The organism is Micromonospora endolithica, from assembly GCF_003626595.1.
Classification (GTDB): domain Bacteria; phylum Actinomycetota; class Actinomycetes; order Mycobacteriales; family Micromonosporaceae; genus Micromonospora; species Micromonospora endolithica.
Genome location: NZ_RBAK01000006.1, coordinates 161,312 through 184,953, shown reverse-complemented (window position 1 = coordinate 184,953; position 23,642 = coordinate 161,312). Strand labels below are relative to the sequence as shown.

The following is a 23,642-nucleotide window of genomic DNA, read 5'->3' as shown; positions in this document are numbered from 1 at the left end:
TGCCGCCGCACCGGCCGAGGCGGAGGCGTGGCCGATCGGGCATGCCCGGAGGGAGGCTGCCCGGCGGGCCCCGACGGACCTATCGTCGGTCCATGGACGTGAGGACGCGGATTCTGGAGGGCAAGGGGGCCGTGGTCACCGGCGGCTCGCGGGGAATCGGCCGCGCGGTGGTACGGCGGCTGGCTCACGACGGGGCGACCGTGGTGTTCGGCTGGCACCACGACGCGGCGGCCGCCGCCGAGGTGGAGAAGGAGGTCGCCGCCGACGGTGGCGTCGCCCACGGGGTACGCGCCGACCTCGGCGATCCCGCCGGGGTGGACACGCTCTTCGCCGGGGCCCGGACCCACCTGCCCGGTCTCGACCTGCTGGTCAACAACGCCGCCGCCCGGCACACGCCGGCGCTCCTGGTGGACCTGCCCGAGGACGAGTTCGACCGGCTGATGGCGGTGAACGCCCGCGCGGTGTTCCTGGCCCTGCGGCACGCCGCCCGGCACATGCGCGACGGTGGACGGGTCGTCAACCTGTCCACGATCAACACCGTCATGCCAGGCCCGGGCATCGCCGCGTACGCCGCCAGCAAGGGCGCTGTGGAGCAACTGTCCGGGGTGGCCTCCCGGGAGCTGGCCGCCCGCGGCATCACCGTCAACACGGTGTCGCCGGGCGCCACCGACACCGACCTGCTGCGCTCGACGAACAGCGAGCAGAGCCTGGAGATGGCCGCTCGGATCACCCCGATGGGTCGGCTCGGCCAGCCCGCCGACGTGGCCAACGTGATCGCGTTCCTCTGCGGTCCGGACGCCCGCTGGGTCACCGGACAGAACATCCACGCCGCCGGCGGGCTGGGCTGACCGCGGGTCGGCCCTCAGTGCGCCTGGAGGAACGGCAGGACCAGCGCCAGCAGCAGGTCGGGGCGCGCCAGCAGCGCGGCGTGCGAGGTGCCGGGCAGCACCGCGAGCTGCGCCGCCGGCAGGCCGACCAGGTCACCGGGCACGCCGCCACCACGCAGCCGGAACATCCGCAGCGCGTGCTCGGGCCGTACCAGGTCGGCGTCGCCGACCACGACGAGCGTGGGCGCGGCCAGGGCGCGTACCTCGTCGGGGTGCAGGTCGGTCATGCCGGTCTCCAGGGCGACCGTGCGCTCGACCAGGGTGGCGAACCCGGACGGGTCGGGGGCGACGGCGGCGTACGCACGCTCGAACGGTGACCCCACCAGCATGGCCGGGGTGAGCCGGGCGACGCCGTCGAGCACGCCCGGGTGGAAGCCGTCCCGGTCGAAGGCGTGGCCCACGAAGACCAGCCTGCGCACCAGGTCGGGCCGCCGCGCCGCCAGGTGCAGGGCCACGCCGGCGCCCAGGTCGTAGCCGAGGACGTCGACCGGCCCCGCCCCCAGCTGGTCGAGGACGGCGGCGGTGTCGTCGGCCATCGACTCCAGCGTCAGCGGGTGGTCGCCGGCGCGGGTGCGGCCGTGCCCCTGCTGCTCCACCGCCACCACCCGGCGGCACTTCGCCAGCTCGGGGAGCACGGCGGCGAACGAGGTCTCGATGGTGGCGAGCGCGCCGTGCAGCAGCAGCAGCGGCGGGTCGCCCTCGCCGTGCTCCTCGTAGTAGACGTCGAGGCTTCCCGCCCGCGCGTAACCCATGGCTTCATGGTGCACGCGGCCGATCACTGGCGGTAGCTGCCCAACTGGCTACGCCGGATGCAGTCGCCGAAGTATCCCATGGACTGCGGTAAATGTCCGTGTCGATACTTCGAGGCATGAGCGACAGCATCCCGGCCGGCGCGGCGCGGCCGGCCGACGTGGCCGCCACGGTACGAGCCTTCCTGGCCGAGGCGGTCGGCGACGCACCGGAGCCGGACGAGGACATGTTCGCCCGCGGCACCGTCACCTCACTGTTCGCGCTCCAGCTCATCGCGTTCGTGGAGAACACCTTCGGCATCGAGGTCGAGCCGGAGGACCTGGACTTCGCCAACTTCCGGACCGTCAACGCGGTCACCGCCTTCGTCGGCGGCAAGCGCGCCGCCACGAGTCGCGGCTGAGCTCGGGGGCACCGTGGACACCCACACCGACACCGACACCGCCGTGGTGGCCGGGGCCGCCGGCTTCGCCGACACGGTACGGCTCGACGCCGCCGCCTGGGACCGGACGGGCGTGTTGCCGGCGACCGTGGTGACGGACGCCGGCGCGGCCGGCCTGCTCGCCCGGGACCTGCCCCGGCGCTACGGTGGCGCGGACGCGTCACCGGCCGCGATCGGCGAGGCGACCGCCCGGATCGGGGCGGTGTGCTCCTCGCTGCGGGCACTGCTCACCGTCCAGGGGATGGTCTCCGCCGCGCTCGGCCGCTGGGGCTCGGCCGAGCAGCGCGAGCGGTGGCTGCCGGCGCTGGCCACCGGCGCGGCGGTCGCCGGGTTCGCCGCCACCGAGGAGAGCGCCGGCACCGAGCTGGCCGCCGTGGCCACCAGCATCGAGCCGAGCGGTGACGCGCTGCGGATCACCGGTCGCAAACGGTGGGTCACCTTCGGCGCCACCGCCGACCTGCTGCTGGTGATCGGGCGCCTGGACGGGGCACCGGCCGCGGTGCTGGTCGAGGGCGACCGGCCGGGTCTGCGCCGGGAGCCGGTCCGCGGTCAGCTCGGACTGCGGGCGGCCCAGGTGGCCCACCTCGACCTGGACGGCGTCCGGGTGCCCCGCTCACACCTCGTCGCACCGGCCGGGTTCGGGTTGTCCCACGTCGCCGGCACCGCGCTCGACCACGGTCGCTACACCGTCGCCTGGGGCTGCGTCGGGTTGGCGCGGGCGTGCCAGCGGGCCGCCACCGCGCACGCCGTCGAGCGCGTCCAGGGCGCGGTGCGCCTCGCCGACCACCAGCTGGTACGCGCGACGCTCGGCCGGGGCCACGTCGCGGTCACCGCCGCCGAACAGCTCTGCCGCCACGCGGCACAGGTGCGCGCCGTACGCGACCCGGACGCCGTCGCCGCGACCGTGCTGGCGAAGTACGCCGCCTCCCGGGCCGCCACCCGGGTGAGCCGGGACGCGGTGCAGGTGCACGGGGCAGCCGGCTGTGACCCGGACAGCCTGGTGGGTCGTTTCCTGCGCGACGCCACGGTCATGCGGATCATCGAAGGGTCCGACGAGGTCAGCGAGCTGCACCTCGCCGACCACGCGATCCGCGCCCACCGGCGGAGCGGCGCGGCGGCACCGGCCCGGCCCGGACCGGTGGCGGTGCCGTCGTGACCACCCCGATCTGGCTGGGCCCGGTGAGCGTGCACCTACCGGCGGAGACCGTCGCGGTCGCCGCGCTGCCGGAGGTGGCGGCGCTGCCGGCCGCCCGCCGGGACCACGTGCTCTCCCTGGGCATCGACGAGATCCGCTGCCTGCGGGACCACGACGGCCGGCCCGGACCGGGCGCCGAGGTGGACCTGGCGGCCGCCGCGGCGCAGGAGGCGCTGAACCGGGCCGGGCTGGCGGCCGAGGACGTGGACGCGCTGATCCTCGTGCAGGGTCGTGCCCCCCGATACCTGCTGGCCTCCGAGGCGACCCGGTTGCAGGCCCGCCTCGGGGCGATCCGGGCGACCACCCTCAGCGTCGGCGACCTGGGCTGCGTGTCGGTGTCCGCGGCGCTCGACGTGGGTGTGGCGTTGCTGCGCGGCCGGCCGGCGTGGCGGCACGTGCTGGTCGCCATGGGCGCCGTCGCCGCCACCGAAGGACGCTACCGGCCGCCGATGACCGTCCTCGGCGACGCCGGTGCGGCCGTGCTGCTCGGCCGGGAGCCCGGCCGGTGGGGCTGGCTCGACCACGCGCAGCGCAGCGACGGCAGCTACGCCGACCTGTTCCACATCGACTACCGGGACGTGCCGGCCAGGCACTGGCGGGAGACCTGCGCGGACGAGCCGACCTACTCGTTCCGGCTGGCGATGGAGAGCCGCAGCCGGCTGCGTGACCTCAACCGGGAGGTCCTCGCGGCTCGGGGCCTCACCCCGGACCGGCTCGACGCGGTGCTCATGCAGAACCTGTCCCGCGGCGCGTTCGCGTTCTGGCAGGGGGCCCTGGGCGTCACGATCGGCGACGCGTGCCCGACCAACCTGGCCCGCTACGGCCACCTCGGCCCGATCGACGTGCTCGCCAACCTGGACGACACCGCCGCCACCGTGGCAACCGGCGGGCACGTCCTGGTGATGAACAGCAGCCCGGTCGCGGCCTGGAGCAGCGCACTGCTGGTGCGCGGGACGGACCCGCGATGAGCCCGACGGTGAAGTGCCTGGTGTGGGACCTCGACGACACGCTGTGGGGCGGCGTCGTACTGGAGGGCGACGCGCCGACACCGTTCCCGGCGGCGGTCCGCACCCTGCACGCCCTCGACGACCGGGGGATCCTGCACGTGGTCGCGAGCCGGGGGCACCACGACACCGCCGTGGCCCACCTGGACGCGGTGGGGCTGACCCACCTGTTCTGCGCCGTCGAGGTCGGCTGGGGCGACAAGTCCGCGGCGGTCCGGCGGATCGCCGCCACCCTCGGCATCGGCGTCGACACCCTCGCCTTCGTCGACAACGACCCGGTGGAGCGGGCCGAGGTCGCCCGCGCGCTGCCACCGGTCCGCTGCTACGACGCCACCCAGGTCGGTGACCTGGCCGGCCGGGCCGAGTTCCAGCCGCCGTTCGTCACCGACGAGTCGCGGCAGCGCCGGCAGATGTACCAGGCGGAGCACCGGCGCGCCGCCGCCGAGAAGGAGTGGGGCCAGCCGGACACCGACTTCCTGGCGAGTCTCGACCTGGTGCTGACCGTCCGGCGGGCCACCGAGGACGACCTGGCCCGCGCCCACGAGCTGACCGTACGCACCCATCAGCTCAACAGCACCGGCATCACGTACGGGATGGCGGAGCTGCGGGCGCTGTGCCACGACCCGGACTACCAGGTGACCGTGGCGGAGCTGACCGACCGCTTCGGCCGCTACGGCACGATCGGGCTGGCGGTCACCCGGCTCACCGGCACCGAGTCGGTGCTGGAGCTGCTGCTGATGTCCTGCCGGGTGGTGTCCCGGGGGGTCGGCGCGGTCCTGCTCGACCACCTGGTGCGTACCGCGGTCGCCGCCGGACGCCGGCCGGTCGCCGAACTGGTGCCCACCCCGGTCAACCGCATCATGCTGGTGACGTTGCGCTTCGGCGGCTTCGAGATCGTCCGGCGCGACGCCGACCGGATGCTGCTGGCCGCCGACCCGGCCCGGCTGCCCCCCGCCCGGCCCGGCCACGTCCGGGTCGACGACCGGACGGGCGTGCTCCGGTGACCCCGCTGGTGGTGGAGATCCTCGCCCACGCCAGCGAGACCCCGGAGAACCCGGCGGTGGTCGTGGGCAACGAGATCCTGAGCTACGGCGGGCTCGCGGACGCCGTCGACCACCTCTCGATGCGGTTGGTGGCCGCGGGCGCGCTGCCCGGCACCGTCATCGCCGTCCACCTGGAACAGTCGACCGCCACCGTGGTCGCCATGCTGGCCGCCGCCCGGGTGGGCGCCGCGTGGGCGGTGGTGGAACCGGGGCAGCCGGCCGCCCGGCTCGCCGCCGTGGTGCGCGACACCGACTGCCGGGTGCTGGTGCACGCCGGCAGCCGACCGGCCTCCGCCGACACCCTGGCCCACCTCGACGTCCGGGACCTGGTGGCCGCGCCGCCGGTGCCGCTGCCCCCGACGTTGCCGCTGGACCTGCCCGCGTACGTCATCCACACCTCGGGCTCGACCGGCCGGCCGAAGGGCGTGGTCGTCGGTCACGCCCACCTGGACACGTCCATCCGCTGCCGGGACGTGCTGTACGGCACCGGGCGACCGACGTTCCTGACCGCCCTGCGCCTGTCCTTCGACGGCAGCCTGGGCGCCACCCTGTGGACCCTGCGGCGCGGCGGCACGGTGGTGCTGCCCGACGAGGAGCGGATGGCCGACCCGGGTGCCGTCGCCACGCTCGCCGCCACCCGTGCCGTGACCCACCTGATCTGCGTACCGTCCTACTACCGGCTGCTGCTCGACCACGCCGCGCTGCTGCCGCCCACGCTGCGGCACGTCAGCGTCGGCGGTGAGCGGTGCGAGGCCGACCTCGTCCGCCGGCACCGTCGACTGCTGCCCACCACCGGACTGGTCAACGAGTACGGGCCGACCGAGGCCATCGTCTCGTGCACCTACCAGCGGGTGCCGCCGCACCACACCCGCGGGGACGTGCCGATCGGCGCCCCGCTTCCCGGGGCGAGGGTGCACGTCCTCGACGCCGCGCTGCGCGAGCAGCCCGCCGGCGGTGTCGGCGAGCTGTACGTCGGCGGGCCGTTCCTGGCGCAGGGCTACGCCGGGCAGCCGTCCCGCACGGCGGAGCGTTTCGTCGCCGACCCGTTCGCGGCCCTGCCGGGCGCCCGGCTCTACCGCACCGGAGACCTGGCAACGCGCCGCCCCGACGGCGCCCTGGAGTTCCGGGGGCGGGCCGACGACCAGGTGAAGATACGCGGACACCGGGTCGAGCCGGCCGAGGTCGCCGAGGTGGTCAGCGCCCACCCCGCGGTACGCCGGGCCGCCGTGCTGCTCGATCCGCTGGTACCGGAGCCGGTGCTCGTCGCGTACCTGGTCTGTGACGGTCCGCTCCCACCGCCGGTGGCGCTGCGGGCGCTGTGTCGCGAATCGTTGCCGCTCGCCGCGGTGCCGGCGCGGTTCGTGGCGGTGCCCGCGATACCGCTGACCGTCAACGGCAAGCTCGACCGGGACGCCCTCGCGCGGCTCGGTGCCGCACAGGAGGAGGACCGGGTGGACGCGCCGGCCGACCACGACTGGACCGGGCTGCAACGCGCGGTGGCCGACATCTGGGCCGAGGTGCTGGGACATCGGGGTTGCGGCCTGCAGGACAACTTCTTCGACGCCGGCGGCACCTCGCTGAAGGTCGTCGACCTGCACAAGCGACTGGAACGTCGCTGGCCCGGCGCGGTCCGGGTGGGTGAGCTGTTCGACGCCAAGACGATCGCGGCGCAGGCGGCGGTGATCGCCGGACGGGCCGACACGCCGGTCTCCGACCGGAGCGGCCCGCCGCCCGCCGCCGCGCTCAGCTTCGAAGTGTGACGCCGGGAGGAAGAACGATGGGTCAGCCGGGAGAGGACATCGCCGTCATCGGCGTCGCCGTGCGGTTTCCGCAGGCCGACGACCTCGACGCGTTCCGCGCCAACCTGCGCGCCGGACGGGACAGCGTACGGCCGATGCCGGCGACCCGGCGGGAGACCTCCAACCTCGACCCCGACGTCCGGTACGCCGAGTTGGGCTACCTGGACCGGATCGACCTCTTCGACCACCGCTTCTTCGGCCTGTCCCGGCGGGAGGCGGAGCTGATCGACCCGCAGCACCGGATCGCGCTGCACCTGGTGCAGGGTGCGGTGGAGAACGCGGGCCTGGCCCCGTCGAGCCTGCGGGACAGCCGGACGGCCGTGGTGTTCAGCTCACCGAGCCCCGACTACGGCGCGCTGGTCGGTGAGACCGGCACCCTGGCCATGCTCGGCACCGTGCCCTGCGCCCTGCCCTCCCGGGTCGCCCACCTCTACGGCCTGCGCGGCCCCACCTACGGCGTGGACACCGGCTGCAACGGCTCGTTGGTCGCGGTGCACCACGCCTGTCGGGAACTGCGGGCCGGCGACGCCGACCTCGCCCTGGCCGGTGGGGTCGCGGTGCGGTCGCTGCATCCGCCCGCCGACGACACCGGCGCGTTCCGGGCCATCATCTCCCCGCAGGCCCGGTGCCGGGCGTTCGACGCCGCCGCCGACGGCACCGCCGCCGGTGAGGGCGGGGCGGTGTTGCTGCTCAGCACCCTGGCCCGCGCGCGGGCCGAGGGCCTGCCCGTGCACGCCGTCATCCGGGGTACGGCGATCGGCCACAACGGACACCGGTCCGCCACCATCAGCACACCGAGTGCGGTCGCCCAGGCCGACGTCATCGGCCGGGCCTGGCGGGCGGCCGGCCTGGACCTGTCCACGGCGGGTTACCTTCAGGCGCACGGGTCGGGCACCCGACTCGGCGACGCCGTGGAGATCGAGGGGCTCGGCCGGGCCGGTCGCCAGGCCGGCGTACGGCGGGGCGGGGCGCTGCCCATCGGATCGGTGAAGACCGCCATCGGCCACCTCGACCACGCGGCCGGCATCGCCGGCCTGGTGTGCGCGATCCTGAGCGTGCACCACGGCGAGCGGTACCCGTCGTTGCACTACCACTCCCCCGCCGAGGGCGTGGACCCGCAGGCGGCGGGGGTGCGGGTGGTGACCGCGCTGGAACAGTGGCCGGGCAGCCGGGAGCAGCCGCGCCGGGCCGGCGTCAGCTCGTACAGCCTGGGTGGCATCGTGGCGCACTGCGTCGTCGAGCAGGCACCGACGCCGCCGCCGGCCGGGGACGACGGTGCGGCACGGCTCCTTCCGGTCTCCGCCCGTACCGTCGACGACCTGGTGGAGACCTGCACCCGGATCGCGGTCGCCCTGCGGCCGGGTTCGGCCCGCCTCGGCGACGTCGCCGCCACCCTGGGCGCCGGCCGCGACCACCACCCGTTGCGCCTGGCGGTGGTCGCCGCCGACACCCGGACGGCCGCGACCGCGCTGGCCGCCGAGGCGACCTGGCGCCGGGCCGCCGACGGGGCGGAGCCGCACCGCGCGGCGGCGGTGTCCACGGCCACCGGCCCGGGGAACGCGAGCGGCGCCACGGGCGGACCTCGGGTGGTGTTGCTGCTCTCCGGGGACGCCACGGTACCCACCGACGCCGTCGTCCCTCCCCTGCCGCCGCGTCTGCCGCTGCGCGGACCGGCCGCCGGGGTGGTGGCCTGGCAGCTCGACGCGCACCGCCGGCTGGTGGCCGCGGGGGTGCCGGTCCACGGCCTGCTCAGCTCCGGCGCGGCCCGCTACGCCGTGCGGTGGCTGCGCGACGAACTGACTCCCGAGGACACCGTCGAACTGGCCGAGGGCGGGCCGTTCCCGGCCGCCGACCCGGAGCGGCTGCGGCAGGCCGCCGCCGCGGTACTCGCCGACGGTCCGGTGATCTTCGTCGAGCTGGGCATCCGCGGCGAACTGGGCGACGCGCTCACCGACCCGGCGGTGCCCGGCGGGCCGCGCGGGACGCTGCGGGTACCGCCCGGTCCCGACGGGGTCCTGCGCCTGCTCGGCGCGCTGTACGGGGCGGGGGTCGACCTCGACTGGGGCGCCCTGGCCGAGGTGCCCGCCGGACCGCCGGCCCGCCGGATCCACCTGCCCGGCACCCCGCTGCGCGGGGAACGCTGCTGGCCGCTGCCACTGGGCGAGGTCATCCGCCTCGGCCCGCCCGTCGTCGCCGGACCGGTGCCGGACCCGGTGCGACCCGACACCGCCGGGTCGACCCGTACCCCGGCCGGGGCGGCCGAGCCGCCGGTCACCGCCGAGCCGGCGGTCCTTCGGGAACCGGCCGACGTCCCGCCGCCCATCGAGGCACCGGCGGTCCCGACCGCCGAGCCGGCCACCGTCGACGGGCCCGCCATCGTGCCGGCGGCCGTCGTGGAGCCGGCCGTGGTCACCGAGCCGGCCCCGGTCACCGAGCCGGCCCCGGTCACGGAACCGGCCCTGGTCACGGAGCCGGCCCCGGTCGCGGACACCGAGCCGGCCGTCGGGCCCCCGGTCGGGCCCTGGTTGCGGGAGGCGCTGCGCGCCCTTCTGCACGCCGACGACGTACCGCCGGACGCCGACTACTTCGCCCTCGGCGGCAACTCGGTCATCGCCCTGCAACTGATCGACCGGGTAGCCGAGACCTACGACGTCGGCCTCGGCCTGGTCGACATCTACGACCACCCGCGCGTCGCCGACCTCACCGGCGTGATCGCGGAACGCGCCGGAGCAGCCGGCCCCGAATCCACCGGAACGAGCGCAGCCGGTACCCGGTCGGGTCCGGCCACGCCGGACACCACCGTGCCCGGACCCGGCACGACCGGCCCCGGTGAGCCCGAGGCCGGCACCCCGCCCAACCGACAGGTCGCACGCGACGCACCGGTCGCCCCGACGACCGGGCCAGCCGCGCGACCCGCGCCGGCGACCCGACCCGTCCCGGCCGCACCGCAGCCCGCCCCGGCCGCGCCGGAGTCGGTCGTACCCACCGCACCCGCCGTGCCGCCGGCGGCCCCCGATGTGGCCGCACCGCAGCTCGCACCCGCCGCACCGCCGCCCCGTCCGAACCGGACGGGCGGTCGAGGCGGGTCGCCGAGCCGTGGGCTGCCGCCGATCGTGCCGGGCGACGAGTTGGTGGTGTCGTTCGGCCAGGAGCGGATGTGGTTCCACCACCAGCTGGACCCGGGCACCACGCTCTACAACCTGCCGGCGCCGGCCCGGGTACGCGGCCCGCTCGACGTCGAGGCGTTGCGCCTGGCCTGGGAGGATCTGGCGGCCCGCCACGAGGTGCTGCGCTCCAACTTCGCCACCGACGACGGCCGGCCGCGCCTGGTGATCCGTCCCGCGCTGGGTGACTTCTTCTCCGTGGTGGACGTCTCCGGCGCACCGGACCCGGAGGCGGCGGCCCGGTTGATCCTGCACGCCGAGCAGCGGCACGTCTTCGACATCGCACACGACCCGCTGGTCCGCGTCGTGCTGGTCCGCCTCGCCTCCGAGGACCACCTGAGCATCACGCTCATGCACCACGCGGTGAACGACGGCTGGGCCCCGGCCGTGCTCTCCGCCGAACTGGCGGGGCACCTGGCCGCCCGTACCCGGGGCGAGCGGCAGGAGCTGCCGCCACTGCCCATTCAATTCCGCGACTACGCCCGGTGGCAGCGCGAGCTGCTGGGCGGTCCGGCGCTGGACGCCGAACTGGACTACTGGCGCGGGAAGTTGCACGACCCGCCGGTGCTCGACCTGCCCACCGACCATCCCCGTCCGGCCCGCCGCGACCACGCGGGCGACCACCACAGCTTCATCCTGCCGGAGCAGGTCACCGAGGCGTTGCGGGACCTGGGCCGGGCGGAGACCGCGACGCTGTTCACCGTGGTGCTCTCCGGCCTGTACGTGCTGCTCGGCCACCTCAGCGGGCAGGACGACCTGGTGGTCGGCACGCCGACGATCGGCCGCACCCGACCGGAGCTGTGGCAGTTGATCGGCTTCTTCAACAACACCATCGCGTTGCGGGCCGACCTGTCCGGTGAGCCGACCTTCCGCGAGCTGGTCCGCCAGGTGCGCGGGACGGTGCTGACCGGCCTGGAGCACCAGGAGGTCCCGTTCGACCGGGTGGTCAAGGCGGTCGCCGGGCCGCGCGATCCGTCCCGCAGCCCGCTGTTCGACGTGATGTACGTCCACCAGACCCTGCCGCCGACGGTCTCCCGGGACATCGGGCGGGGCAACGTGCTCGGCGGCGGCGACCGGGAGGATCCCTTCCCCGGCCTGCCGCCCGGCACCGCCAAGTTCGACCTCAGCCTGGTGCTGGGTGAGCACGCCGAGCTGCGGGACCTGGTCGGCATCCTGGAATACCGCACCCAGCTCTTCGAACGCTCCACCGTGGCGGCGACGGCCGAGCTGTTCGTGGCGTTGCTGCGCGCGCTCGCGGCCGACCCGGACCGGCCGGTACGGGAGCTGGCCGCCGCCGTCGCACGATCCGGGCCACCGGCGGCGGCTTTCGACCACGCCGGCGGGGGTGCCGGCGCCGACGTCGCGTACTGGCGGGAGGCGCTCGCCCACGCGCCGGTGGTGGAGCTGCCCACGGACCGGCCGCGAGCGGCCGGCGGTGACCCGGCCACCGCGGTGCACCCGTTCCGCGTGCCCGCCGAGGTGGTGACGGCCGCCGCCGGCCCCGCCGACCCGGTGACCGCGCTGCTCGGGGCGTACCTCGCCCTGGTCGCCGCGCGGGCCGGAACCGACGACGTGGTGGTGGGCGCGGCGCTCGACGCGGGGCAGGGACCACGACCCGCCGCGATCCGCGTGGACCTCTCCGACGAACCCCCCTGGGCCGACCTGCTCGCCCGGGTCGACGCGACGCTCGCCGCGGCCCGCCAGCACCTCGGCGTGCCGATCGAGGGTCTGGCCCGTGCCCTGGACGTGCCGACGCTGCCGGACCGCCACCCGCTGTTCGACCTGTGGTTCGGGTCGGTGGACGCCGCCGCCGGGGCGCGCCCCTACGACCTGGCGCTGACCGTCCGGCCGGACGGCGACGACGTCGCGGCGAGCCTGACCTACCGCACGGACCTGTTCGACCCGGACAGCGTGGCGGCGCTGGCGGACGAACTGGTGGGTCTGCTGCGCGCCGCGGCGGCCGAGCCGGACCGGGCGGCGCTCGACCTGTGGCTGCCGGCGGTGGCCGGATGACCGGGGAGGAACCGGAGATGACGATCGGTGTGGTCGGAGCCGGCACCATGGGTGTCGGCGTGGCCCAGTGCGCCGCCCAGGCGGGTCACGACGTGGTGGTGGTCGAGCCCGACCCGGCCGCCCGCGAACGCGGGCCGCACCGGCTGCGTGAGGGCGTACGCCTGCTGCGGCTGACCCGCCCCACCGCCGCCACCGGGCCGACCGGGACCGTGCGGTGGGCCGACTCGATCGACGCCCTGGCCACTGCCGACTTCGTGGTGGAGTGCGCCACCGAGCGGGTGGACGTCAAACGCGCGGTGCTGTCCGCCCTGGACGCGGTCTGTCCCGACCGGACGGTGCTGGCGTCCTGCACCTCCGCGATCCCGGTCGCCCGGCTCGCGTCGTTCACCGACCGCGCCGACCGGGTGCTCGGCATGCACTTCATGAACCCGGCACCGCTCAAGGATGCCGTGGAGGTGGTACGCGGCGCGGACACCAGCACCGAGACGCTGACCCGGGCCCGCGCTCTCCTGCACGGCATGGGCAAACGGGCGATCGTGGTCAACGACGGGCCCGGCTTCGTCACCAACCGGGTGCTGATGCTGACCGTGAACGAGGCGTCGACCGTCGTGCAGCAGGGCACCGCCGACGCCGCCACCGTCGACGACGTTTTCACCAGCTGCTTCGGACATCCCCTCGGCCCGCTCGCCACCGCCGATCTGATCGGCCTGGACACCGTCCTCGACTCGCTGGTGGTGCTGCGCGAGCACACCGGCGACGACCGGTTCACCCCGAGCCGCCTGCTGGCCGAGCTGGTCGGCGCCGGGCACCTGGGGCGCAAGGCCGGCCGTGGCTTCCACCACTACGCCCACACCCGCGTCCTCGGAGGGAGATGACCGTGGCCGACCACACCGGCGCGGTGGCCGCACTCGTCACATCGGAGGGCGTGCTCGACCCGGCGCTGTTCGGCACGGCGGTGCGTCGCGCCCTGGCAGAACTGCACGCCGTCACCGGGCTGCCGGCGCCGGGCGACGTCGAGCTGGTCGACCTCGGCGGCGAACCCGACCCGAGGGGCGCGGCCGAGGGCTGGGTCGGGGGCCGCCGCCCGGGCGCGAACGGCGGCCCGGTCGACCAGGCGCTGCTGCACCTGGGCGACGGGCGCTACGGCTGGTACCAGCGCTATCCCGCCGGTCGCCTGGACCGGCACGGGGTGGAACTGGTCACCGCCCGGGCCGCCGAGATCTACTCCGGGCTGCTCGGCGGCGACGCCGGGGAACAGCTGCGCGCACCCGTGCCGGCCGGCCCGACCGGGCCCGGGGCCGACTCGGCGCGCCGGCACTGGACGCAGGAGCTGCGGGAAGCACCCCGGCCGGCCAGCCTGTCGACCACCTACGACGCGGATCGCACCGGCCGGGTGACGGCCGACGCCCCGCTGGACGCGGGTGAGACGGCGGCGGTACGCGCCGCGTCCCGCGCCGCCGGCGTCGGGTGGCCGGTGTGGCTCGCCGCGGCCGTGGCCGGCTACCTGCACCGGCGCGGCGCCGGGACGGACGTGCTGACCGGGTTGCAGATGGCCGGCCGCACCGAACGGGGCGACCTGCGCGACCCCGGCCCGCTCGCCCGGGTGTTGCCGTTGCGGGTGACGGTCCGGCCCGAGCACACCGTCGCCGCCGTGGTGCGCCGGGTGGCCGACGCGACCCGTCGGGCCCGACGCCACCAGCGGCACCCGGTCGCCGACGTCGGGCCGTACGGGGTGCTGGTCGAGGCCGTGCCGGCGGGGCCGCCGGCCCGTTTCGGCCCGGTCGCCGCGACCGTGCGGCATCTCGGCACCGGGCAGCCCGCGCAGCTCGTCGTCCGCGTCGTCGAGGACCCGGTCGACGGCTGCCTGCGCGTGTTCCTCGACGGCGACGCCGCCCACTTCGACGCCGCCGGGCTGGGCGTCCACCTGGCCGCCCTGCGCCGGGCGCTGGCCGCCGACCCCCGGCTGCCGGTGGGTCGCGTCGACCTGGTCGGCGAGCCGGTGCGCCGTCGCCTGGCCGAGTGGAACGACACGGCGGCCGCCCTCGTCCCGGCGACCGTTCCCGGGCTCTTCGAAGCCGCCGCCGACCGCGACCCGCGGGCACTCGCCGTGGTCGCCGACGAGACCCGGCTGACCTACCGGGACCTCGACGAGCGGGCCAACCGGCTCGCGCACCACCTGCTCGCCCAGGGGGCGGGGCCGGGCCGTCTCGTCGCGCTGGCCCTGCCCCGCACGGCGGAGACCGTGGTCGCACTGCTCGCCATCGCGAAGGCCGGCGCGGCGTACCTGCCGGTCGACCCGGCGTATCCGGCCGCCCGTGTCGCCGGCATGCTCGCCGACGCCCGGCCGGCACTGCTGCTGGCCGGCGGCGAGCTCGCCGACCGGCATCCCGGCCACCGGGCCGTCCGGCTGGACGACCCGGCGGTACGCGCCGAGGTGGACGCCCGGCCGGACCGGCGGCCCACCGACGACGACCGGTCGGTGCGACTGCTGCCGGCGCACCCCGCGTACGTGATCTACACCTCCGGCTCGACCGGCCGCCCGAAGGGTGTGGTCGTCGCCCACCGGTCGGTCGTCAACCTGCTCGGCTGGGCCCGTCGCGACATCGGTGACCCGGCGCTACGCCGGGTGCTCGCGTCGACCTCGCTCAGCTTCGACGTCTCCGTCTTCGAGGTGGTGGTGCCGCTGCTGGCCGGGCACACCGTGGAGCTGGTCCCCGACCCGCTGGCGCTGATCGCCGAGCCGGCCGCGCGGCGGCAGGTCAGCCTGGTCAGCACCGTGCCGTCGGTGCTCGGGCACCTGATCGCGCACGGTGGGCTCGACCTCCACCCGGACACGCTGCTGCTCGCCGGCGAGGCGCTGCCCGTCCAGGTCGCCCGCGCGGTCCGCGAGCGGTTCCCGGACGCCCGCCTCGGCAACGTCTACGGCCCGACCGAGGCGACCGTCTACGCCACCGCCTGGTACACCGACGGGCCGGTCGACGGCCCGCCGCCGATCGGGCGGCCCCTGCCCAACACCCGCGCGTACGTGCTCGACGGCGCGTTGCAGCCGGTGCCGCCCGGCACGGCCGGCGAGCTGTACCTGGCCGGTCACGGGGTCGCCGACGGCTACCTGGGCAACCCGGTGTTGACCGCGGAGCGCTTTCCGGCGGACCCGTTCGGCCCGCCCGGCAGCCGGCTCTACCGCACCGGCGACCTGGCCCGGTGGGACGCCGACGGCGTGCTGCACTACCTGGGGCGCACCGACCACCAGGTGAAGGTGCGCGGCTTCCGGATCGAGCCCGGTGACGTGGAGGCCACGCTGACGGAGCACCCGTCGGTGACCGGCGCCGCCGTGGTCGCCCGCGAGGACCGCCCCGGCGACCGCAAGCTCGTCGCGTACGTGACCGGTGGTGTCGACGGCGCGGCGGTGCGGGCCTGGGCGGCGGCGCGGATGCCCGACCACCTGGTGCCCGCCGCGGTCGTCGTCCTCGACCGGCTGCCCACCACGCCCAACGGGAAGCTGGACCGGTCCGCCCTGCCCGCCCCCGACTTCGCCGCGGCCGCCAATCCGACGACCGGCGCCGGATCGACCGCCGGCCAGACCGCGAACGACCCGGTCGCCGGCAACGATCCGACCGCCGTCGGGGCGGCACCGCCCGGCGGCCCACGGGACGCCGACCGGCAGGACACCACCGGCGCGCCGACGCCGGCCGGCGAACCCGGCGACGACGCCGCGACCGTGTTGGCCGGTGTCTTCGCCGACGTGCTCGGCCTGCCGTCGGTCGACCACCGGGCCAGCCTCTTCGACATCGGCGGCGACAGCATCATCGCCATCCAGCTGGTCAGCCGCGCCCGCCGCGCCGGGCTCTCGTTCACTCCGCAGGACGTGTTCGAGCACCCCACCGTCGAGGGTCTCGCCGCGATCTGCGGCCGGGTCGACGACGGACCGGCGGAGATCGCCGACGACGGCGTGGGTCGGGTGCCGCTGACGCCGATCATGGAGTGGTTCCGCCAGCGTGGTGGTCCCGGCGACGGGTTCAGCCAGTCGGTCGGCCTTCAGGTGCCGGCCGACCTCGGTCACGACCGGCTGGTGTCCGCCGTCCGCACCGTGCTGGAGCACCACGACGCGCTGCGGCTGACCCTGACCCGCCGGGGCGGCGGCGCCACCGGTGCCCGGGTGGCCCGCTGGACGCTCGACGTGCGACCGCGTGGGTCGGTCGACGCGGCGTCCTGCGTACGCCGGGTCGACGTCGCGGACCTGGACGAACGGGAACTGGCGGCGGTGGTGGGCCGCGAGGCCGAGGCGGCCCGCCGGCAGCTCGCCCCCACCGACGGTGTGATGCTGCGGCTGGTGTGGCTGGACGCCGGCCGGCAGCGACCCGGTCGGTTGCTGGTCGTCGCCCACCACCTGGTCGTCGACGGCGTCGCCTGGCGGGTGCTGGTGCCCGACCTGGTGGCCGCCTGGACCGCGGCGCGGGACGGGACGACGGCGGCGCTGCCGCCGGTGGGCACCTCCTACCGGCGTTGGGCGCAGCTGCTCAGCGAGGAGGCGCGCCGCCCCGAGCGGGAGGACGAGGTGGACGTCTGGCTGGACCAGCTCGCCGAGGACGATCCCACGTTGGGCGCCGACCGGCTCGACGCGACCCGGGACGTGACCCGCACCAGCCGGATGTTCGCCATGCGCCTGCCCGCGGAGCAGACCGAGCTGCTGCTCACCCGGGCACCGGCGCTGTTCCACTGCGGACCCGACGAGGTGCTGATGACCGGCCTGGCGCTGGCGGTGGCGCGCTGGCGTCGAGAGCGCGGCCGGGGCGCCGCCTCGTCCGTGCTGCTCGACATCGAGGGCCACGGGCGGGAGCCGGTCGTGCCGGGCGTGGACCTGTCCCGCACGGTCGGCTGGTTCACCAGCATCTACCCGGTGCGCCTCGACCCGGGCGCCCCGGACTGGGACGAGGTACGCCACGGTGGCCCGGCCGTGGGTAACGCCATCCGCCGGGTCCGGCAGCTCACCCGGTCACTGCCGGACAAGGGCGTCGGCTTCGGCCTGCTGCGCTACCTCAACCCGCACACCTCGACCGTGCTCGCCGAGGCCGGCCGCCCGCAGATCGGCTTCAACTACCTCGGCCGGTTCGCCGCCGTCGGCGGTGAGGGTGCGGACACCGGGTGGGGTGCGGCGAAGGAGTTCGACGGCCTGGGCGGCGCGTCCGACCCGGACGCGCCACTGCCGCACGAGCTGGAGATCGGCATGGTCGCCCAGGAGGGACCGACCGGCACCCAGCTCACCGCCTCGCTGATGTTCGCCGGCGAGCTGTTCGGCGAGGAGGAAATTGGCGAGCTGGCCACCAGGTGGGCGGAGGCCCTCGCCGGGCTCGCCGCGCACACCGCCCGACCGGGCTCCGGCGACACCGCTCCCGCCGACCTGGACCTGAGCCTGACGCCCCTCACCCCGGAGGAGCTGGACCTGGTCGTCGCGGCGGTGCCGGACCCGGTCGACCTGCTGCCCGTGGCGCCCCTTCAGGAGGGGATGCTCTTCCACGCCCGCTACGACGAGGACGCCCCGGACGTCTACTCGGTGCAGCTGATCCTCGACGTGGAGGGTCCGTTCGAGGTGGCCCGGCTCCGTCGCGCCGCCGACGACCTGCTGCGCCGGCACCCCAACCTGCGGGCCGGCTTCCTGCACGAGGGACTGACCCGGCCGGTGCAGGTGATCCCGCGCGGCGGCCACCCGTCGGTCGACGAGACGGACCTGCGCGGCCTCGACCCGGACGCCCGGGAGGAGGAGTCGCGGCGCCTGCTCGCCGCCGACCGCGCCCGACGCTTCGACCTGACCCGGCCCCCGCTGGTACGGATCTCGGTGCACCGGCTCACCGACGACCGGCACCGGATCTCCCTGCTCTGCCACCACATCGTCGCCGATGGCTGGTCGACGCCCCTGTTGATCCGGGACCTGCTCGGCTACTACACCGGCGGCGCCGCCGCGCGCGACCTGCCGCCGCTCACGCCGTACCGGGAGTACGTGACCTGGCTTGCGGGCCAGGACGTCGCCGCCGCCGCGACCGCGTGGCGCGACGCGTTCGCCGGATTCACGACGCCGACCCTGCTCGCGCCCGGCAGCGACGGGACCGGCCCGGTGCCCGTCGGTGAGGCCGCCGTCGACCTGCCGGACGCCCTCTCCGCCGGCCTGGCGCAGGCCGCCCGCCACTGCGGGGTCACCCTCAACACCGTCGTGCAGGCGGCCTGGGGACTGACCCTGTCGGCGGTCACCGGCGGCGCCGACGTCGCGTTCGGCGCCACCGTGTCGGTACGCCCACCGGAGCTGGACGACGTCGAGGCGATCGTGGGCCTGGCGATGAACGTGGTGCCGGTGCGGGTCCGCTGTGCCGCCGGGTGGACGCTGCGCGAGGTGGTGGCGCGGCTGCGCGCCGACCTGACGGCCCTCATGCCGCACCAGCACCTCGGCCTGCGCGCGATCCACCGGGCGGTGGGCCACCACGCCCTCTTCGACACCGTGTTCGCGTTCGAGAACTATCCGATGGACACCGGCAGCTTCGAACCCGCCGGCAGCGATCTTCGGGTGGTGGGCCTGGCCAGTCACGACGGCAGCCACTACCCGGTGACGCTCCGGGTGTACGCCCGGGGCGGGCGGGTCCAGCTCCGGCTCGACCACCGGCCGGACGTGGTCGACGACGAACGCGCCGGCCGCCTGCTGGCCGCGTTGCGCCGGGTGTTCGAGGCGCTGGTGTCGGACGTGGACACCCCGGTCGGTCGACTCCGGCTGACCGGACCGGGCCGGGACGACCTGCCGTCCGGGTGGAACGACACCGCCGCGCCGCTGCCCACGGCCGGGCCGGACGAGCTGGTGGCGGCGGTCGCGGCGGCCAGCCCCGACGCGGTCGCGGTGGTAGACGGCGACACGACGCTTACCTACCACGAGCTGGATTCGCGCGCCGACCGGCTGGCCGGTGCGCTGGTCGCGGCGGGCGTGACGCCGGGTGACCTGGTGGCGGTCGCGCTGCCCCGGGGTGCCGCGCTGGTGGTGAGCCTGCTCGCCACCCTGCGGGCCGGCGCCGCGTACCTGCCGGTCGACACCGGCTATCCGCCGGCCCGGCTGGCCGCCATCCTGTCCGACGCCCGGCCGGCCTGCCTGATCGCGGCGGACGACACAGCCCTGCCGGAGTTCACCGGCCCCCGGTTGCGTCCCGACGCCTCCGGTGCCGCCGCGCCCGGTGTACCGGCGGCGGCCGGTCGACCGGCGTACGTCATGTACACCTCCGGCACCACCGGGGTGCCCCGGGGCGTGGTGGTGCCGGGCAGCGCCGTCGTCGCGCTGGCGCTGGACCGGCGCTTCGACACCGCCGCGCACCGGCGCGTCCTGCTGCACTCACCGGTGACCTTCGACGCCGCCACCTACGAGCTGTGGGTGCCGTTGCTGCGCGGCGGCACCGTGGTGGTCGCGCCGCCCGGCGACGTCGACGTGGCGACCATCGGCCGGCTCGTCGCCGAGCACCGGGTCACCGCGCTGTGGCTGACCGCCGGACTCTTCCGCCTGGTCGCCGGGGAGGCGCCGGAGGCGTTGACCGGGGTGGTCGAGGTGTGGACCGGCGGCGAGGTGGTGCCGACCGATGCCGTGGCCCGGGTCCGGGCCGCGGTGCCCGGCATCACCGTGGTGGACGGGTACGGCCCGACCGAGAACACCACCTTCGCCACCACCTGGCCGGTGCGCCCCGGTGACCCGGTCGACGGCCCTCTACCCATCGGCCGGCCGATGGACAACACCCGGGCGTACGTGTTGGACGCGGCGCTGCGGCCGGCGGGCCCGGACGTGCCGGGCGAGCTGTACCTGGCCGGTGCCGGGCTGGCGCACGGCTACCTCGGCGACCCGGTGCTGACCGCGTCCCGGTTCACCGCCGATCCGTTCGGCCCGCCCGGCGGGCGGCTGTACCGCACCGGTGACCTGGCCCGCTGGGGCGCCGACGGGGTGCTGCACTTCCTGGGTCGGGCGGACGAACAGGTCAAGGTACGCGGCTTCCGGATCGAACCGGGGGACGTGGAGGCCGCGCTGCGCGAGCACCCGGAGGTGACCGGGGCCGCCGTCGTGGCCCGCGAGGACCATCCGGGCGTACGCCGGCTGGTCGCCTACGTCACCGGCGCCGACATCGACGGGGCGGCGCTGCGCGAGTGGGCCGCGACGCGCCTGCCGGAGCACATGCTGCCCGCGGCCGTCGTCGTGGTGCGGCGGTTCCCGCTGACCGCGAACGGGAAGCTGGACCGGGCGCTGCTGCCCGCACCGGGGCCGGCGGTCGGCGGGCGGGGCGGCGCGCCGCGTACCGACGCCGAGCGGGTCGTCGCCGGTCTCTTCGCCGAGGTGCTGCGGCTGGACGAGGTGGGCGTCGAGGACCGGTTCTTCGACCTCGGCGGGGACAGCATCTCCGCACTGCAACTGGCCAGCCGGGCGCGCCGGGCCGGGTTGACGCTCACGCCGCGGCAGATCTTCGCGCACCGGTCGGTCGCGGCCATCGCCGCGGTCGCCCGGACGGTGCCGGCACCGGCCGCCGAGACCCGGGACGACGCGATCGGCCCGATGCCGCTCACCCCGATCATGCGGTGGTGCCACGAGCGCCCCGGCCCGGTCGACGGCTTCTGCCAGTCGGTCACCCTGGCGGTGCCGGCCGGCCTCGTCCGCGCCGACCTCGTGGCGGCCGTGCAGGCCGTCCTCGACCACCACGACGCGCTGCGGATGCGGATCGACGCGGCGGGCGGCTGCGAGATCCTCCCGGTCGGCGCGGTGGACGCCGCCACCGTCGTCGACCAGCTCCGCGTCGCCGACCTGGACACCGCCGAGGCGTCCACGGCGGTGACCGTGGCCCTGGAGGACGCACGCCGGACGCTGGTGCCCACCCGGGGCGCGATGTTCCGCGTGGTCCACGCCGAGGCCGGCGACGGGCGGGCCGGCCGGCTGTACCTGCTCGCGCACCACTTCGTCGTCGACGGCGTGACCTGGCGAGTGCTCTCCGCCGACCTGGAGGCCGCCTGGCGGGCCGCCCGCGCCGGGGACCCGGCCGGCGCCGCCCTCGCGCCGGTCGGCACGTCGCTGCGCCGGTGGGCCGGACTGCTCGCCGAGGAGGCGCAGCGCCCCGACCGGGAGAACGAGGTGGACCTCTGGCTGGAGCAGCTGGGCGGCGGCGACCCGCTGCTCGGTCACCGGCCGCTGGACCCGGCGGTGGACGTCGCCGGGACCGCCGCCTCGGTGCCGGTCGAGGTGACGCCCGACGAGGCCACCGCGTTGCTGGTGAGGCTGCCCGCGCTGTTCCACTGCCGGCCGGACGAGGTGCTCGCCACCGCGCTGGCCCTGGCGACGGCCCACCGGCGCCGGGCGCGTGGCCGCAACGAAGGCTCGGCGCTGGTGATCGACAGCGAACTGCACGGGCGCGAACCCCTCGTCGACGGGCTCGACCTGACCCGGACCGCCGGCTGGTTCACCAGCATGTTCCCGGTGCGGCTCGACCCGGGCCCGGTCGACTGGCAGCAGGTGGTGTCCGGCGGGCCGGCCCTGGAGTCGGCGCTCAAGCGGGTCAAGGAGCAGATGCGCGCGGTGCCGGACCACGGCATCGGGTACGGCCTGCTGCGCTTCCTCAACCCGCACACCCGCCCGCTGCTGGCGGCGGCCGGCCACCCGCAGGTCGGGTTCAACTACCTGGGCCGGTTCGCCGGCGGCGAGGACGGGGCCGGCACCGGGCCGGAGGCCTGGCGACCGGCGCCGGAGGCCGGCGGGCTGGGCGGCGGCGCGGATCCGGGTACCCCGCTGCACCACGTCCTGGAGGTCACCGCCTGGTCGGTGGAGGGTCCGCACGGCCCGGGGCTGACCGCCAGCCTGGTGTACGCGAGCCAGGCCGTCGACGCGGCCGAGGTCGAGGAGCTGGCGCGGGCCTGGCGCCAGGCGCTCGCCGGCCTGGCCGCGCTGGCCGGGGTCAGCACCGGCGGACGCACACCGAGCGACTTCCCCCTGCTGCGCCTGAGCCAACACGACGTGGACGCGATCACCGCCCAGGTACCCGGTGCCAGTGAGGTGCTGCCGCTCGCCCCGTTGCAGGAGGGCCTGCTCTTCCACGCGGTCTCCGCCGACGAGGCCCGGGGCGTCTACGTCGTGCAGCTCACCCTGTACCTGGACGGGCCGCTGGACGCGGCGGCGCTCCGCCGGGCCGGTGACGGGTTGCTGCGCCAGCATCCGCACCTCGGCGCCGCGTTCCTGCACGAGGGCCTGCCGGTGCCGGTACAGGTGATCGGCGAGGCCACCCGGATGCCGTGGCGGGAGATCGACCTGAGCCGGTTGGCCCCGGCGGAGCAGGAGGGCCGGCTGGCGGATCTGGTCGACGCGTACCGGGCGGCCCGGTTCCAGCCCACCGAACCGCCGATGGTGCGACTGCTGCTGGTCCGGCTGGCCGCCGAGCGGCACGCCCTGGTGATCGGCGCGCACCACATCCTCCTGGACGGATGGTCGACGCCGTTGCTCATCACGGACCTGCTCGCGCTCTACCACGCCGAGCTGCGCGGGGCGGCGCTGCCACCGGCGCCGCCGTACCGCGACTACCTGGCGTGGGTGGCCCGCCAGGATCGGGCGGCGGCCCGGGCGGCCTGGCGGGACGTCCTCGACGGCCTGCCCGGCCCGACCCTGCTGGCGGAGCCGGCACCGGACCGAGAGGCGGTGTTGCCGGAGCACGTGACCTCGGAACTCTCGGAGCCGCTCAGCGCGGCCCTCCGGGCGCGGGCGCGCACCGGTGGGCTCACCGTCAACACCTTCGTCCAGGCGGCCTGGGCGCTCACCCTCGCCGACGCGACAGGCGGCGACGACGTGGTGTTCGGCATGACGGTGGCCGGCCGGCCGCCCGAACTGCCCGGCGTGGAGCGGATGGTGGGCCTGTTCATCAACACGCTGCCGGTCCGGGTGCGACTGCGCGGCGAGGAGGACCTGGCCGGCCTGCTGGACCGGATCCAGGACGAGCAGTCCCGCCTGAGCGGTTTCCAGTACCTCAGCCTCGGCGAGATCCAGCGCGCCGCCGGGGTGGGCGACCTGTTCGACAGCGCGGTCGTCTTCGAGAACTTCCCGCTCGACCCGGAGGCGCTCACCGAGGCCACCGGTGGTCTCCGGATGAGCGGCGCCACCGGCCACGACACCCCGCACTTCACCTTCGGCCTGGCCGTGCTGCCGTACGAGCGGATCGCCTTCCGGGTCACCCACCGGCCCGACCTGCTGCCGGCCGCGGTGGTGGAGCGGCTGGTGGCGGCCATGGTGCGGGCCCTGGAGACCCTGGTCGACCATCCCGAGCGGCGGGTCGCCGCCGTACGGGCCACATCCCTGGTGAGGAGCTGAC

10 protein-coding genes are annotated in these 23,642 nt (G+C 76.0%); 9 read left to right on the top strand and 1 reads right to left on the bottom strand.

All coding sequences use genetic code 11. From position 1 onward, the window contains the following. The first annotated feature begins 92 nt into the window (after positions 1-92). Positions 93-848: an SDR family oxidoreductase gene (locus tag D7223_RS17160; RefSeq protein ID WP_120729410.1), complete on the top strand. Its 756-nt coding sequence runs from the start codon at positions 93-95 to the stop codon at positions 846-848. A 14-nt stretch (positions 849-862) separates the two neighbouring features. Here D7223_RS17160 and D7223_RS17155 read toward each other — a convergent pair whose 3' ends face one another. Next, a complete protein-coding gene (locus tag D7223_RS17155) occupies positions 863-1,639 on the bottom strand; it encodes an alpha/beta fold hydrolase (protein ID WP_120729409.1) in 777 nt (258 codons plus the stop codon). Between the two features lie 116 nt (positions 1,640-1,755). On the opposite strand from D7223_RS17155, the gene D7223_RS17150 reads away from it, so the two are divergent. Genes D7223_RS17150 through D7223_RS17115 form a run of 8 tightly spaced genes read left to right on the top strand, consistent with a single transcriptional unit; the run spans position 1,756 to position 23,641 of the window. Next, positions 1,756-2,037, top strand: coding sequence for an acyl carrier protein (locus D7223_RS17150; protein WP_120729408.1), 282 nt, complete (start codon positions 1,756-1,758; stop codon positions 2,035-2,037). 13 nt (positions 2,038-2,050) lie between these two features. Further along, positions 2,051-3,232: an acyl-CoA dehydrogenase family protein gene (locus D7223_RS17145; protein WP_202864668.1), complete on the top strand. Its 1,182-nt coding sequence runs from the start codon at positions 2,051-2,053 to the stop codon at positions 3,230-3,232. Then, positions 3,229-4,239 (top strand): beta-ketoacyl-[acyl-carrier-protein] synthase family protein, encoded by a 1,011-nt coding sequence (locus D7223_RS17140; RefSeq protein ID WP_120729407.1) that lies wholly within the window; start codon positions 3,229-3,231, stop codon positions 4,237-4,239. The genes D7223_RS17145 and D7223_RS17140 overlap by 4 nt, the downstream gene beginning before the upstream one ends. Then, positions 4,236-5,279 (top strand): HAD-IIIC family phosphatase, encoded by a 1,044-nt coding sequence (locus D7223_RS17135; protein ID WP_120729406.1) that lies wholly within the window; start codon positions 4,236-4,238, stop codon positions 5,277-5,279. Before D7223_RS17140 ends, D7223_RS17135 begins: the two co-directional genes overlap by 4 nt. Continuing rightward, positions 5,276-7,078, top strand: a complete 1,803-nt coding sequence (locus D7223_RS17130; protein ID WP_120729405.1) for a non-ribosomal peptide synthetase — start codon at positions 5,276-5,278, stop codon at positions 7,076-7,078. The genes D7223_RS17135 and D7223_RS17130 overlap by 4 nt, the downstream gene beginning before the upstream one ends. Positions 7,079-7,095: 17 nt before the next feature. Next, a complete protein-coding gene (locus D7223_RS17125; protein WP_120729404.1) occupies positions 7,096-12,294 on the top strand; it encodes a condensation domain-containing protein in 5,199 nt (1,732 codons plus the stop codon). Continuing rightward, positions 12,291-13,169, top strand: coding sequence for a 3-hydroxyacyl-CoA dehydrogenase family protein (locus D7223_RS17120; RefSeq protein WP_202864667.1), 879 nt, complete (start codon positions 12,291-12,293; stop codon positions 13,167-13,169). The genes D7223_RS17125 and D7223_RS17120 overlap by 4 nt, the downstream gene beginning before the upstream one ends. A gap of 2 nt (positions 13,170-13,171) precedes the next feature. Then, positions 13,172-23,641 carry a non-ribosomal peptide synthetase gene (locus D7223_RS17115; protein ID WP_120729403.1) on the top strand — a complete coding sequence of 3,490 codons (10,470 nt, stop codon included), beginning with the start codon at positions 13,172-13,174 and terminating at the stop codon, positions 23,639-23,641. Position 23,642: the final 1 nt, after the last annotated feature.

Coding starts and splice junctions, on each gene's coding strand:
- D7223_RS17135 (WP_120729406.1), top strand. CDS start 4,236: ATGAGCCCGACGGTGAAGTGCCTGGTGTGGGACCTCGACGACACGCTG.
- D7223_RS17155 (WP_120729409.1), bottom strand. CDS start 1,639: ATGGGTTACGCGCGGGCGGGAAGCCTCGACGTCTACTACGAGGAGCAC.
- D7223_RS17160 (WP_120729410.1), top strand. CDS start 93: ATGGACGTGAGGACGCGGATTCTGGAGGGCAAGGGGGCCGTGGTCACC.
- D7223_RS17150 (WP_120729408.1), top strand. CDS start 1,756: ATGAGCGACAGCATCCCGGCCGGCGCGGCGCGGCCGGCCGACGTGGCC.
- D7223_RS17120 (WP_202864667.1), top strand. CDS start 12,291: ATGACCGGGGAGGAACCGGAGATGACGATCGGTGTGGTCGGAGCCGGC.
- D7223_RS17125 (WP_120729404.1), top strand. CDS start 7,096: ATGGGTCAGCCGGGAGAGGACATCGCCGTCATCGGCGTCGCCGTGCGG.